Source organism: Mesobacillus sp. LC4 (assembly GCF_053543455.1).
Window position 1 is genome coordinate 685,603 of sequence record NZ_JBGCUB010000002.1, and the last position, 14,159, is coordinate 699,761.

Here is a 14,159-nt window from a genome sequence, read left to right on the forward strand (position 1 = left end):
ACTACTTCTATAAGCGGCGCTGCTCATTTCGTGCGAAGGGTTACGGCTATGAAAAGAGCTTTCTTTTTAAAAAATTTTAAAGCAATGCTGTCGCTTCTTTATCGGCGAATATCGTGACATTAGGATGTTTTTGAAGCACCGAAGCAGGGAATTGCTCGCTGACATCGCCATTCATCAAACGGGCGAGTGCTTTTGCCTTGGAGGAACCCGACACAAGCAGAAAGATTTCTTTGCTATCCATGATTGAGGCAATTCCCATCGTGATCGCTTGCTTAGGGACGTCCTCCAATGATTCAAAGAATCTTGAGTTTGCTTTTCGCGTGCTTTCTGCCAGGTCGATGACATGCGTCCTGCTATCAAAGGGAGTTCCAGGTTCGTTAAAACCAATATGGCCGTTCTGCCCGATTCCAAGGATCTGCAGGTCGATGCCGCCATGCTCTTCAATGAACTGTTCATAGCGTATGCATTCCTCATCGAGATCCTTCGCAGTGCCATCCGGGATATGAGTTTGATCCAGCGGGATATCGATGTGCTCAAATAAATGTTCACACATGAAGTAGTGATAGCTTTTACGATCTTTTTTCGGAATGCCCATGTACTCGTCCAGATTGAATGTATTAATATCTTTATAGGAAGTCTGGTTCTGCTTATGATCCCTGATGAGCTCCTGATAGAGACCAGTTGGCGTACTCCCGGTAGCAAGTCCAAGGTTCAGCGATGGGTTTCTCTGGATTCGTGAGATGATTTCCTCTGCAGCTTTCTGGCTAAGCTCCTCGTAATTTGAAGTTGTAATCAGTTTCAATGTCATCACCTCTTTCATGGCTGTTTTTAACGAGTGTAGCTGGCGACTCCACGACAAAATGTCATGGCGACCTCATGGTTATTGTCCAGGACGACAAGATCGGCGTCTTTGCCTGGAGCAATGCTGCCTTTCCGGTCAAAAATATTCAGCTGCCTGGCAGGGTTTTCGCTGGCAAGCTTGACGGCTTCTTCGAGGCTGATGCCGGTGAATTGCATCATGTTTTGCAATGAATCTTTCATTTTTAAAATACTGCCAGCAAGTGTGCCATCCGCTAGTAGTGCTTTTCCGTCGGCGACGTTAACTTCCTGTCCGCCAAGATCATAACTGCCGTTTTTTAGGCATTTTGCTCTCATTGAATCGGTGATTAGGATGACTCCATCCGTTCCTTTGGCGCGAATCGATAGATCGAGCATTTCGGGAACGACATGGATGCCGTCTGCAATCATTTCAATCTTCAACTCTTCAAAAAGAAGGGCGGCACCGGCGACACCTGGATCCCGGTGGTGCATGCCGCGCATGCCGTTGAACAAGTGCGTCACATGAGTGGCTCCAGCTTTCACGGCTTCTGCCATCTGTGCGTAGGTGGCATCCGAGTGGCCAATCGAGGCTATGACACCATTTTCAGCAAGATAGGCAATAAGAAGATTGCCGTTTTCTTTTTCGGGAGCGAGTGTCACAAGCCTGATATTGTTTCCGGAAGCCTCCTGCATTTTCGCGAAAAGGTCGATATCTGGTGTGATGATATGCTGTGAAGGCTGTGCTCCTTTCCGAGCTTCATTGATGAAAGGTCCTTCCAAATGAAGCCCAAGCACCTCCGCTTTACCAGGATGGTTATGATGGCTGATATATTCAGCGACATTTTCCAATGCTTTCATTATGGCGTCTTGATTCTGGGTGATGGTCGTCGCCAGGAAGCTTGTTGTGCCTTCCTCAGGCAAAACCGATGCCATCGTCGTGATTGCTTCGGTGGTTCCATCCATCGTATCGGCTCCGCCAGCACCGTGGATGTGCACATCGATAAACCCTGGTACAATCGTGCTGTCCTCAGGAAGTTCGATGACCTCGGCTTGATGTTGGGGGAGGGAGGTTATCGGGTCTGTTTCGATAATCTTTCCGTCCTTTATAGAAATGAATCCTTTTTCAATCATGCCATCTTGTGTCAATACAGAGGCGTTGGTAAGCAATAAATCTTTCATTTTATATCACCTGAAAGTTATGTCCTGTTCTTTTTTCTTTACCCTTTGTCCCTCTTATTATACAAATATACGCTAGTGGTTGTCTATACCACGTTAAAGATATAGTGAAAAAATAATAATGGTATAGACAAGTCTACCTGTCACTATTTTTATAAAAATCGCTGATGGCGTTCCTCAGGTAGCCTTCATGCTTTTCCAATAGTTCTTTTGCTTCTGTGCCCCTGAGTCCAGTCGTGACTTGGAGGATCGCCGCTTTCGTGTGATAGTTTTGCTCCTTGATGGCCACTCTTGCTTCTTCATCAGAAGCACCGGTTGCCATTTTTACGATATTGACAGCGCGGTTATGTAATTTTTCATTCGTCATCTGCACATCGACCATCAGGTTGCCATATACTTTGCCCAGTTTGATCATCGAAGCAGTTGAGAGCATGTTCAAAACCAGTTTTTGGGCAGTACCTGCTTTCATCCTCGTGGAACCTGTGATCACTTCTGGTCCGACAACTGCGGCTATCGTGTGGTCGGAGATTTTCTCCATTTCGGAATCCTTGCTGCAGACGACAGAAACTGTAGTAGCACCAAGCTCCTTAGCGTATTCCAAAGCACCGATCGTATATGGTGTGCGCCCGCTGGCAGCGATCCCGACAACAATATCATCAGGTGTCAGGTTGATGTTTACCAAATCAGCTTTGCCCTGGTCTTTGTCATCCTCGACACCTTCGAGCGCTTCAGTCATCGCTTCCTTGCCGCCAGCGATGATTCCAATGACAAGTCCAGGGTCCGTTCCGAAAGTCGGAGGGCATTCGGAAGCATCGATGATTCCGAGTCGTCCGGAAGTCCCGGCACCAATATAGATCAGTCGGCCACCGTTTTTAAAGGCAGCGACAATCTTGTCGACGACTTCCGAAATGTTCGGAACCTGCCTTGCGAGCACGTTCGGAACGATGGTGTCCTCCTGGTTAATGACGGTGATGATTTCCTCTGTCGACATCAAGTCGATATTCATTGTTTTCGGGTTCTGCTGTTCTGTATTAAGCTTTGCGATTTCCATGTCTATCCCTCACAATAAATTGAAATTTTTGTCCTGCCTTGATCTCATCAAGCAATGGCAGGTCTTCATGTATTACTTTACCAATGCAATTCACTTTTTCATCCTGTGGCAGGTCATTGATGGCGATTTGCAATTCGCCTGCATACCGGCCGTAAAGCTCATTATCGATGGTGATTGTTCCGCGCTGTCTTTCGTGCAGATTGCGAGGTGGAATCTTTTTTTCACCTATCGAGGCAAAGGACCGTGATTCAACCGCCCTGATGACATCGCGGGCAGGATCCATTCGGTTCGTCAGCGGCTTGCTCAATAGTTCGGAATGCTCCTGACTTCCGCTATCAATCCTGAGAGGAATGACTTTTTTACCCAGGAATGACAATAACTCCAGCTGTTCGTCTGTTACAGAGTGATCCCCAATCAGCACCTTATCGGTAAAACAAGAACCCATCAGTTCTGCGACAGCTATATGCGGAAGCTGACACCGATGTTTTTCAAGGGTAGGAAGCCCGGAAAAAACAGGCCCGCGCAGATCCTGATTCCCAGGAACGAAAGCCATCGTTGTAATGCCGAAAGAACGGAACATTAGATTCCTTTCCAACAGGAAGTCCTTGTCCAATCCAGTTTCAGGCCTTGGGTAAAAATTATGCCATGCTTCGACGTTCCTGGTATTCAAACCTGCATCCTGCCATGCATCTAGTTCCTCTCTCGATACCGTGCTGGCGTTGATTCCTATCTTCATTTTATGCGAAAGCTCCACAATTTGCTGTGTTGTAAATCCATAATCAGCCCTGATTCCAGTTAGCCCCCAATGAAGCAGTTCATCATAATGCTCCCAGTCCAGCCCAAGGTAATCCAATGAGCGTGGGGACACATCGGCCATCAGCTCCATTTGGTACTTTTTCGCCAATGAGCCAAGCTCTTGTAAAAGCTCTTTATACTCAGCTGGATTATCTTCCGGTATATGTAAGGAAGTGAAGATGGAATTCAGTCCGTATCGAGCTGATTTTTCAATCCAAGCAGCATTTTGTGCCATCAAATCCTTTTTCAGATATACGGAAATGCCAAGCATGACAATCACTCCTCCAATCAAAAAATGTTTGTTAGATGACTCGAAGTGACTATTGAAAAACGCAAAAGCCACTAGAAAAGAAGAAAGGAGGAAAATTGCTCTCCTCCTTTTTCTGTATTTGCCTGTTAGATGCCTTTAGCCATTTCTTCTTTGAAGCCAAACGTCCAAGTGAAGATGAACCCGAATACGTAGGCAAGCAGAAGTCCAACCAAGTAGAGCAGAATTTGATTGGTATGGACAAGGAATGCAAGCGGGATACCGGAAACGCCGATAGCAATCGTTGCGATCTTAAAGAATGCCTGGAATGCTCCGCCGACTGCTGCGCCAAGGCAGGCAGTGATGAATGGACGGCCAAGCGGCAGGGTGACACCGAAAATCAGCGGTTCGCCAATGCCAAGCATACCAACAGGCAGTCCGCCCTTGATGACCTTTTTAAGTCTCTCATTCTTCGTTTTAAAGTAAATTGCGAATGCTGCACCAACCTGGCCTGCGCCACCCATTGCGAGGATTGGCAGCAACGGGTCGTCGCCGATCGTGTTGATTAATTCCATATGCACAGGAGTCAAGCCCTGGTGCAAACCTGTAACTACAAGAGGAAGGAATGTTCCTGCAAGGACAAGACCTGCAAGGATGCCGCCGACATCAAGAAGGCCAAGCAAGCCCTTTGTGATCAAATCGGAAATCCATCCGCCAACAGGCTGGAGCACGAATAATGTAGCAACACCAGTAATCAATAATGATAGAGTAGGAGTAATGATGATATCCAAAGAAGATGGAACGAATTTGCGAATCCGCTTTTCAAGCAATGCAATGAAAGCTGCAGCCAGCATAACGCCGATCAATCCGCCGCGGCCTGGAACGAGCGCTTCACCAAACAAAGTGATGTTCGCAAGACCCGGGTTGATGATCAAGATACCAGCAGCACCGCCAAGAGCAGGCGAGCCCCCAAATTCACGAGCCGTGTTGATACCGACAAATACACCGAGGTAACTGAAGATACCCCAGCCAATCAGGTTAAGAAACTGAATAAGCGTCGATTCGGGATCAGCACCGGAGCGGATGATGACATTTGTCAGTCCTGCAATCAAACCGGATGCGACAATTGCCGGAATCAGCGGAATGAAGATGCTGGCGATCCTTCTTAGGAATAGCTTGAATGGAGTCGCGTTTTTCTTGTTAAGTTCGTCCTTCGTACGGCCGGCAAGGCCCGCAAAAGGATCCGGATCGGACTCGTCTACTGAACTGGCAGTCTTGCCGGTGATTTCTGAAACCTCGTTCGCTACCTTAGTGACAATTCCAGGTCCAAGGATAATTTGCAATGTCTCTGCTTCCACGACACCGAGCACGCCATCTACTTTCTTGATGCCGTCAAGATTGACTTTGCCGTAGTCCGCCGGCTTGACACGCAGGCGGGTCATGCACGAGGCAACATCAGCAATATTATCCGCGCCGCCAAGCTGTGCAAGTATTTCCCTTGCCAGGCGTTCTTCATTACGCATGGTATTTCCCCCTCTTAATGTAAATTAATAAAAAATAATGAATTCGCTTACAAAACGATGATAACAAGTCTACTGTATAGTTGTCTATACCTTTTTTTAAAAAATGAGTAGTTGGTATTAACATAAAGGGGTGGATAATACCAATTTGGAAGTTTCCCTGCGTTGATGGTGTTTTTTATTTGCTTATATTTGGTTCTTCATGAAAAAGTGCTAAAATAAAAGGTATTGTGATCATGTGGGAATTTACACTCATATAAAGGAGGAACTTCTTTGCCGAAAGTCCGTACGAAAGACCTCATCAAGAAATTCGACATGGAATTGATAAGTGGAGAGGAAGGAATCAACCGTCCGATCACCACTACTGACATTTCAAGACCAGGGCTAGAAATCGCTGGCTATTTTGAATATTATCCTGCAGAGCGCCTGCAGCTTCTTGGAAAAACAGAACTGACCTTCTTTGAAAAATTGGCTCCCCGTGAAAGGGAGGAGCGGATGCAAAAGCTTTGTACCGATATTACTCCGTGTATTATTGTTACAAGAGACATGGAGGTTCCTGCCGAACTGGTCGAGGCGGCTGAACGAGAATCGGTTCCGCTTTTGCGTTCAAAGCAAAAAACTACAAGGCTCTCCAGTCACCTGACAAACTATCTGGAAAGCAAGCTGGCACCGACGACTGCTGTCCACGGTGTACTGGTCGATTTGTATGGAATCGGCGTCCTGATCACTGGGAAAAGCGGTGTAGGTAAAAGTGAAACAGCGCTTGAATTGGTCAAAAGGGGACACCGTCTCGTAGCTGATGATTGCGTTGAAATCCGCCAGGAGGATATCGGGACACTTGTCGGGAACTCACCCGATTTGATTGAGCATCTTCTCGAAATCCGCGGCGTAGGAATCATCAATGTGATGACGCTGTTCGGTGCTGGTGCCGTGCGTTCGCATAAACGGATTTCACTGATCATTGACCTCGAGATCTGGGATCAGAAAAAATCCTATGACAGATTGGGCCTTGATGAAGAGAAGCTGAAAATCCTCGACACTGATATAACGAAGTTGACGATCCCAGTTCGTCCAGGACGAAACCTTGCTGTCATCATCGAGGTAGCAGCGATGAACTTCAGGCTGAAGCGCATGGGTGTCAATGCAGCAGAGCAATTCACTAATAGGCTGTCTGACGTCATTGAAGACGGCGATCATGATGAACATTAATGAACTCTTTTTAAGTTAGTTACTTGCTGTGAAAGCAAAAAAAAGCCTTAATCAAACGTTTGATTAAGAACGGCCAAAGTGCTGGTAGAAGTGATTTTTATATAAAAGAGGGGAAAAACATGGAGAAAAATATTCAGCCGATCGACCCGATCGCCTTTTCGCTCGGGCCGATCCAGGTGCACTGGTATGGCGTCATCATCGGACTAGGAATTGCGCTTGCGTTATGGATTGCCATGCGCGAAGGTGAACGCCGCGGCTTGCACAAAGATACTTTTGCAGATTTGATGCTATGGGCGATCCCAATCGCCATTCTGTCAGCAAGGCTTTACTATGTAATCTTCCAGTGGGATTATTACGCACAGTATCCAGGAGAAATTTTCAAGGTTTGGAATGGCGGCATCGCGATTCACGGGGCATTGATCGGATCTGTTGCTACAGCGTATTTCTTTACGAAGTCACGGAATGTTTCGTTTTGGAAGCTGGCGGACATCGCAGCACCAAGCATCATCCTTGGACAGGCAATCGGCCGTTGGGGAAACTTCATGAACCAGGAAGCGCATGGCGGGGAAGTGACGAGGACATTTTTAGAAAACCTTCACCTGCCTGAATTCATCATCAATCAGATGTATATCAACGGAACGTATTATCATCCAACGTTCCTGTATGAATCGATCTGGAATTTGCTCGGTTTCATCTTGCTGATGTCTTTACGCAGAGTGAACCTGGGACGCGGGGAAATTTTCCTTAGCTATGTCATTTGGTACTCGATTGGACGCTTCTTTGTTGAAGGAATGCGAACGGACAGCTTGATGCTGACAGAATCATTAAGGATTGCCCAGACCATTTCGATCGCATTGATTTTATTGGCAATCGGCTTATGGATTTTCAGAAGAGTAAAGGGTTATTCAAAAGTACGTTATTTAGAGAACTAGAAATTTCGGATTACTAAAAGTGAGAAACAATAAATAGAATGAATCAAGGCATAAGTAATGGGAGAGATGATTCAATGGGTTCTACATTAAAAAGAGGGTTGATGGTTGGCTTGAACACAACTTGGGCACTCGGGAAGGTCATCTTTCCAGTCACCTTGATTGTGTCAATCCTTCAATACACTCCAATCCTGCCGTGGGTAATTGACCTGATTACGCCTTTGATGTCGCTGCTCGGGTTGTCAGGGGATGCGGCGATTCCGCTTGTCATTGGGAACTTCCTTAATTTATACGCGGCCATTGGAGCAATCCTGACGCTTGATCTAACGGTAAAAGAGGTCTTCATCATTGCGGTGATGCTGAGCTTTTCACATAATATGCTGGTTGAATCGAGTGTCGCCCTCAAGGTTGGCGTCAAGCTGTGGGTCATTGTTCTGGTCCGTCTCGGACTCGCGTTCATATCAGCTGTGGTCATCAATCTTGTTTGGAATGGCGGAGCTGAAATCGCGAAATATGGAATGGTCCCTGCAAAAAGTGAAGAAGTTTCAGGATGGGGAGCGATCCTGCTTGAAGGTATTACGAAGGCGGGAGTCGGCATATTCCAGCTGGCCATCATCGTTATCCCTCTGATGGTCGTCGTGCAAATTATGAAGGAAAAGCAATGGCTTGCTGTTTTTTCAAGATGGATGGCACCTGCAACTAGAGCGCTCGGCATGAAGGAGAATACCTCGACGACAATGGCAGCCGGCCTGCTGATCGGGCTCGCGTATGGCGCGGGCGTGATGATCCAGGCAGTCCAGGAGGATGGAGTCAGCAAAAAGGATGTCACGCTGGCGTTCATTTTCCTCGTTGCCTGCCATGCCGTCGTGGAAGATACATTAATTTTTGTTCCGCTCGGAATTCCGGTTCTGCCGCTGCTGCTGATCCGCCTTGGTGTGGCGATTTTATTGACAATCACAGTCGCGATCATTTGGAACCGCGCGGACCTCGCAAAAAGAAAGGAAGCAGTATATGAGCAATAAAATAGACACAGTCCTGTTCGATCTTGACGGGACCTTAATTGATACGAACGAACTGATTATCTCATCTTTCCTACACACAATGGAAACCTATTATCCAGGCCAATACAAAAGGGAGGATGTTCTTCCGTTTTTAGGGCCGTCTTTAAAAGAATCGTTTGAGAAGCTGGATCCTGTAGGCTATGAGGAAATGATCACTACCTACCGGACTTACAACCTGGCAAATCACGATCTCTTGGTAAAAGAATTCGATGGAGTATATGAAACAGTCAGGACATTGAAGGAAAACGGCTTCCATTTAGGGATCGTCACAACGAAGCGTTCGGATGTAGTTAAGATGGGCTTAAAGCTGACAGGATTGGATGAATTTTTCGAAGTCGTCGTCGCGCTTGACCACGTTGAAAAAGCGAAACCAGATCCGGAGCCGCTTTTAAAAGCATTGGACATGCTCGGCTCATCACCTGACCGTGCAATCATGGTCGGAGATAACCATCATGATATCCTCGGCGGCAAGAACGCCGGCACAAAAACAGTCGGTGTCGCATGGTCCATCAAGGGAAGAGCACATCTAGAGGAATACAAGCCAGATTATATCTTGGAAAATATGGCTGAAATCCTGCCAATCCTCGGGGTGTAAAATGAGAAGGACGACTCGTTATCGAGTAGAAGGAGCAAACTCACTCTGGCATGTGTATAAAACCGTCCCGTTCTGGAAGGTCGTCAAAAATTTCGTCGTCATCCAGGCAGCGCGCTACACGCCATTTCTCGGCATGAAAAACTGGCTGTACCGCAATTTCCTCCGTATGAAAGTCGGCGACCAGACCTCGTTTGCGCTGATGGTCATGCTGGACGTCATGTTCCCGGAGAAAATCTCCGTCGGCCGCAATACGGTCATCGGCTATAATACGACAATCCTGGCGCACGAATACTTGATCAAGGAATACCGCCTCGGCGACGTCGAAATTGGCAGTGAAGTCATGATCGGGGCCAATTCCACGCTCATGCCTGGCATCACGATTGGTGACGGCGCCATCGTCTCCGCCGGAACACTCGTCCACAAAGACGTGCCGGCAGGAGCCTTTGTCGGCGGCAACCCAATGCGCGTGATCTACACAAAGGAAGAACTCGCAGAGCGCTGGGCGGATGATGAAATCTATGGACAATCACCAACAAAATAAAGCGAAGCGGATTTGAGGCCGCTTCGCTTTTTTTTGTGGGAAAAATTGGATGTGGTCGAATTAATGCAAAAAGTGGTCGAAATAATTCCAAATATGGTCGATAAATTCAAAAATCCGCTGATATATTTGAAAAAGTGGTCGATATAATTTGTTTTTCGCCAATAAAATTATTTTTGGAATGAAAAAGGCGTCTGGTAACACTATTTTTTATAAGAAAATTATCCTTTGTCGCCTTCGCTTCTACTTAAATGGAATTCCGAATAACAATAGATGGTTTTGTCTGCAAACTCGTTTGTTTCTCGGAAGGAGCAGGTCTGCACGCCAATTTTTCTGGCGGGAATCAGGTCTGTGCTCTGGTCGCCGACTACAAGATCCAAGCCATATCTGTCATGCAGGTACTTATACGCATGAATATCCGGCTTTAACGAATAACCGTCATCCGCAGGGCAAATGACTTCCTGGAAAAATTGCCCTAGTTCCCAGTGTTCCAGCAGCTCTTCTGTTGATCGCCGATTGCGATGGGTTACAAGGACATTTGCATCTGCGTTTGCAAGCACATCTTTCACATAGGGAAAAAGTGGCTTCCTGTCATTTGGCAAAGTACGCTCAATCTCTCGGAATTCAGTTACCTTCTTTTTATCGACACCGTAAAAGTCATAGGCTGTCCCATATTTCAGGTGCGGAAGGACTTCTTCATACTTCAAGTCTTTTTTTGCCACCACCGTAAATGCCTCGACAAGTGTCGGCCACGTATCAAGGATTGTCCCGTCCAAGTCCCAGAGGATTTTCACTGCTAAGCCCTCCTTTTTGTTTGCCCCCATTTTAACAGTCCAATTTTTAAAAAGCCAACATGAACAGCTTATGGTTGACGGATAATAAAATGAACGATAAAATACATATAACTTCATCTTGTTACCATATTAGCGAACTAAAGGATTTAGAAAATTTATATATCAAACACCAGCAACGAAGAGGGTGAAAATCAATGAGCAGATTATTCATGTTTGAAAAGCCGCTTGGCATGCGGGATACACTTCCGGAATTGCATGAAGCGAAAGAAAAAGTCCGAAGCTCGATTCAAAAAGAAATGAAGCAATGGGGTTTCCAATTCATCGAGACACCGGCGCTCGAATATTACGAAACAGTTGGCAGTGCTTCAGCAATCCTTGATCAGCAGCTGTTCAAGCTGTTGGACCAGCAGGGGCATACGCTTGTGCTGCGGCCAGATATGACCGCACCGATCGCGAGGGTTGCGGCTTCAAAATTATTCAAGGATCAGGTTCCGTTAAGGCTGGCCTATTCTGAGAATGTCTACCGCGCCCAGCAGCGAGAAGGCGGGCGGCCAGCTGAATTTGAGCAGATTGGCGTCGAGTGTATCGGCGACGGTTCGGTTAGCGCGGATGGTGAAATGATCTCACTTGCGATTTCCTCGCTGAAAAAAGCAGGGCTGGAACAGTTTCAGCTGTCCGTCGGGCATGTTGGCTTCGTCAATGAATTGTTCGTCCAGATCCTTGGCACGGAAGAAAGAGCCAGGGAACTGACGAAATTTTTATATGAGAAAAATTATGTCGGTTATCGAGAGCATGTCAAAGCATTGCCGTTGTCATCAATTGATTCACAAAGGCTTCTCGCATTCCTGGAACTGCGCGGCGGTCCGGAAGTGATTGACAGGGCATCTGAATTGGTTGAGAACGGAAAAGGCAAGGCAGCACTGGATGAACTAAAGCTGCTGTTTGCCATCATCGAAGACTTTGGCGGAAGCGACCGAATTAAATTTGACTTAACGATTGTCAGCCATATGAGCTATTATACTGGCATTTTATTTGAGGTTTACGCTGGAATGGTAGGCTTCCCAATCGGCAATGGCGGCCGCTATGACAAGCTGCTCGAGAAATTCGGCAAATCGACTGGGGCCACTGGATTCGCAATCAGACTCGACCGCCTGCTTGAAAGCCTCGGCAATCTTAGTGAACCTGAGCCTGTTACTTGCATTCTTTTCAGTCATGAACGGAGAAAGGAAGCATACCAGCTTGCCGCCCAGCGCAGGGAGGACGGGGAACGTGTCATCCTCCAGGACATCAGTGCAGTAGGCAATCTTGATGCTTGTTCCGCTGCTTTTGCTGATGTCGTTTATCTTGTAGGGAAGGAGGGAGCGCAATGAATGAGCAGCTGACCATCGCGATGCCGAAGGGCAGGATTTTTACCGAAGCGGTTGAACTGCTGCGGAATGCGGGCTTTGATTTGCCTCCTGAATTTGATGATTCCCGCAAGTTGATTATTGATGTGGAAGAAGAAAATTTCCGCTTCATACTCGCGAAGCCAATGGATGTCGCTACATACGTCGAACATGGTGTCGCCGATCTCGGAATTGCCGGAAAGGATGTCCTGCTTGAAGAAGAACGGGACGTGTACGAACTGCTCGATTTAAAGATTAGTGGATGCTATCTTGCCGTTGCCGGATTACCGGATACAAAAATGAATGATGTTGCCCCAAAAATAGCGACTAAATACCCGAACATCGCCGCAGCCTATTTCCGAGAGCAGGGCGAGCAAGTCGAAATCATCAAATTGAACGGATCAATCGAGCTTGCGCCATTAATCGGGCTCTCCGATAGGATCGTCGACATCGTCTCTACCGGAAGGACATTAAAGGAAAATGGCCTGGTCGAGTACGAAACAATCACAAGCGTAACCTCAAGGCTGATTGTCAATCCAGTCAGCTACCGGATAAAGGATGAGCGGATCAGCGAGCTGATCAAACGTTTGGATAAAGTCATCTGACTTGTAAGTTGAATATGCAACTAGATTGAATGGGGATGAAGTCAACTAGCTTGAAAGCGGATGATGTCATCTTGATTATAAGGTCTTAGTTAAAGGCCCGAAAATGCTGAAGAAACTCAATCGAGATGTAATAGATCGTGAATCTGAAAGGATTTGAATTCCATGGAGATTTTACAAATAGATGGAAGTTTGTCACTCAAACGGACTGTAGATGGCGGAACCGAAGAGCAGAGAAAAGCGGTACAGAGCATTATCGCAGAGGTCCGTGCTTCAGGTGACCAGGCGCTCAGGACTTTTACAAAAAAGTTTGATCAAGTGGCGCTCGATGATTTTATGGTGACAGACGATGAAATTTCAGAAGCCTATAATTCGGTCAGCAGCCAGCTCGTGGACATTATTAAAGAGGCAGCTGATAATATCCGTTACTACCATGAAAAGCAGCTGCGTCCGTCATGGATGACAACAGAGGAAAATGGAACGATGCTCGGCCAGAAAGTAACGCCGCTCGATTCTGTCGGTGTATATGTGCCGGGCGGGACGGCGGCTTATCCTTCATCAGTGTTAATGAATGTCATCCCTGCAAAAACCGCTGGTGTTCAGCGGATCCTGATGGTCTCGCCACCTGGCCAGGATGGAAAGCTACCGGCAGGCGTTCTTGTTGCCGCAGATATTGCCGGGGTAAAAGAAATCTATAAAATCGGCGGAGCACAGGCGATCGCCGCACTCGCATACGGCACTGAAACGATCAAGCCGGTCGATAAAATCACAGGTCCAGGAAACATCTATGTCGCCCTGGCAAAACGTGAGGTGTTTGGCGACGTCGCAATAGATATGATTGCTGGACCAAGCGAGATTGGTATCCTCGCCGACGACACCGCCCGAGCCAACGAAATTGCAGCAGACCTGCTTTCCCAGGCAGAGCATGACCCGCGGGCATGTGCCGTTTTAGTGACAACATCCCGTACTCTTGCAGAAGATGTTCAAAATGAAGTGTACAAACAGCTTTCACAATTGCCTAGAAAGGAAATCGCTGCACAGGCAATCGAAAACTTTGGAGCGATTTATGTGGCAGCAGATCTGGATGAGGCAGTCAGTGCCATCAACCAGCTGGCACCGGAACACCTGGAAATTGTCACGGAGAATCCGATGGAGCTTCTCGGTAAAATCAAGCACGCCGGCGCGATTTTCCTGGGAAGATATAGCTCGGAGCCTGTTGGTGATTATTTTGCGGGACCGAACCATGTCCTGCCAACGAACGGGACAGCTCGCTTTTCAAGCCCGTTGAGTGTCGAGGATTTCCAAAAGAAATCGAGCATTATCCTTTACAGCGAAAAAGCGCTGAAAGATAACGCTGAAAAAATCGCCGAATTTGCAAGGCTCGAAGGTTTGGAAGCCCATGCAAGGGCCGTCGAAGCAAGACTTAAATCGTAATGAA

Annotated in this window: 14 protein-coding genes; 8 read left to right on the top strand and 6 right to left on the bottom strand. The window is 47.0% G+C overall.

Features of this window, described 5'->3' with window-relative positions; genetic code table 11:
- Positions 1-76 precede the first annotated feature (76 nt).
- The 5 genes from nagB to AB5I83_RS09665 all read right to left on the bottom strand — a co-directional run bounded on the left by nagB (position 77) and on the right by AB5I83_RS09665 (position 5,611).
- The gene (gene nagB, locus AB5I83_RS09645) at positions 77-802 is read right to left on the bottom strand and encodes a glucosamine-6-phosphate deaminase (protein ID WP_448974866.1); all 726 of its coding nucleotides are present in this window, start codon (positions 800-802) and stop codon (positions 77-79) included.
- 26 nt (positions 803-828) lie between these two features.
- Entirely contained in the window at positions 829-1,998 is a 1,170-nt protein-coding gene (nagA, locus tag AB5I83_RS09650; protein WP_448974868.1) for an N-acetylglucosamine-6-phosphate deacetylase, read from the bottom strand.
- Positions 1,999-2,131: 133 nt separating this feature from the next.
- Entirely contained in the window at positions 2,132-3,046 is a 915-nt protein-coding gene (murQ, locus tag AB5I83_RS09655; RefSeq protein ID WP_448974870.1) for an N-acetylmuramic acid 6-phosphate etherase, read from the bottom strand.
- Entirely contained in the window at positions 3,027-4,112 is a 1,086-nt protein-coding gene (locus AB5I83_RS09660) for a DUF871 domain-containing protein (RefSeq protein WP_448974872.1), read from the bottom strand. The genes murQ and AB5I83_RS09660 overlap by 20 nt, the downstream gene beginning before the upstream one ends.
- 125 nt (positions 4,113-4,237) lie before the next feature.
- On the bottom strand, positions 4,238-5,611 hold the full coding sequence (locus AB5I83_RS09665; protein ID WP_448974874.1) for a PTS transporter subunit EIIC: 1,374 nt from the start codon (positions 5,609-5,611) through the stop codon (positions 4,238-4,240).
- A gap of 270 nt (positions 5,612-5,881) precedes the next feature.
- On the opposite strand from AB5I83_RS09665, the gene hprK reads away from it, so the two are divergent.
- The 5 genes from hprK (at position 5,882) to AB5I83_RS09690 (ending at position 9,943) form a co-directional block, all read left to right on the top strand.
- On the top strand, positions 5,882-6,817 hold the full coding sequence (gene hprK / locus AB5I83_RS09670) for an HPr(Ser) kinase/phosphatase (RefSeq protein WP_448974876.1): 936 nt from the start codon (positions 5,882-5,884) through the stop codon (positions 6,815-6,817).
- 119 nt (positions 6,818-6,936) lie between these two features.
- Positions 6,937-7,749, top strand: a complete 813-nt coding sequence (gene lgt, locus AB5I83_RS09675) for a prolipoprotein diacylglyceryl transferase (RefSeq protein ID WP_448974878.1) — start codon at positions 6,937-6,939, stop codon at positions 7,747-7,749.
- A gap of 74 nt (positions 7,750-7,823) precedes the next feature.
- On the top strand, positions 7,824-8,768 hold the full coding sequence (locus tag AB5I83_RS09680) for a nucleoside recognition domain-containing protein (protein WP_448974880.1): 945 nt from the start codon (positions 7,824-7,826) through the stop codon (positions 8,766-8,768).
- Positions 8,758-9,402 carry a pyrophosphatase PpaX gene (gene ppaX, locus AB5I83_RS09685; RefSeq protein WP_448974882.1) on the top strand — a complete coding sequence of 215 codons (645 nt, stop codon included), beginning with the start codon at positions 8,758-8,760 and terminating at the stop codon, positions 9,400-9,402. Before AB5I83_RS09680 ends, ppaX begins: the two co-directional genes overlap by 11 nt.
- Before the next feature lies 1 nt (position 9,403).
- Positions 9,404-9,943, top strand: coding sequence for an acyltransferase (locus tag AB5I83_RS09690; RefSeq protein WP_448974884.1), 540 nt, complete (start codon positions 9,404-9,406; stop codon positions 9,941-9,943).
- A gap of 218 nt (positions 9,944-10,161) precedes the next feature.
- On the opposite strand, the gene AB5I83_RS09695 is transcribed toward AB5I83_RS09690, so the two are convergent.
- The gene (locus AB5I83_RS09695) at positions 10,162-10,734 is read right to left on the bottom strand and encodes an HAD-IA family hydrolase (protein WP_448974886.1); all 573 of its coding nucleotides are present in this window, start codon (positions 10,732-10,734) and stop codon (positions 10,162-10,164) included.
- A 194-nt stretch (positions 10,735-10,928) separates the two neighbouring features.
- On the opposite strand from AB5I83_RS09695, the gene AB5I83_RS09700 reads away from it, so the two are divergent.
- From AB5I83_RS09700 to hisD, 3 genes are all read left to right on the top strand, one after another.
- Positions 10,929-12,104, top strand: coding sequence for an ATP phosphoribosyltransferase regulatory subunit (locus AB5I83_RS09700; RefSeq protein ID WP_448974888.1), 1,176 nt, complete (start codon positions 10,929-10,931; stop codon positions 12,102-12,104).
- Entirely contained in the window at positions 12,101-12,724 is a 624-nt protein-coding gene (gene hisG, locus AB5I83_RS09705) for an ATP phosphoribosyltransferase (RefSeq protein WP_448974890.1), read from the top strand. Before AB5I83_RS09700 ends, hisG begins: the two co-directional genes overlap by 4 nt.
- A 162-nt stretch (positions 12,725-12,886) precedes the next feature.
- Positions 12,887-14,155 (top strand): histidinol dehydrogenase, encoded by a 1,269-nt coding sequence (hisD, locus tag AB5I83_RS09710; protein ID WP_448974892.1) that lies wholly within the window; start codon positions 12,887-12,889, stop codon positions 14,153-14,155.
- The last annotated feature ends 4 nt before the right edge of the window (positions 14,156-14,159 follow it).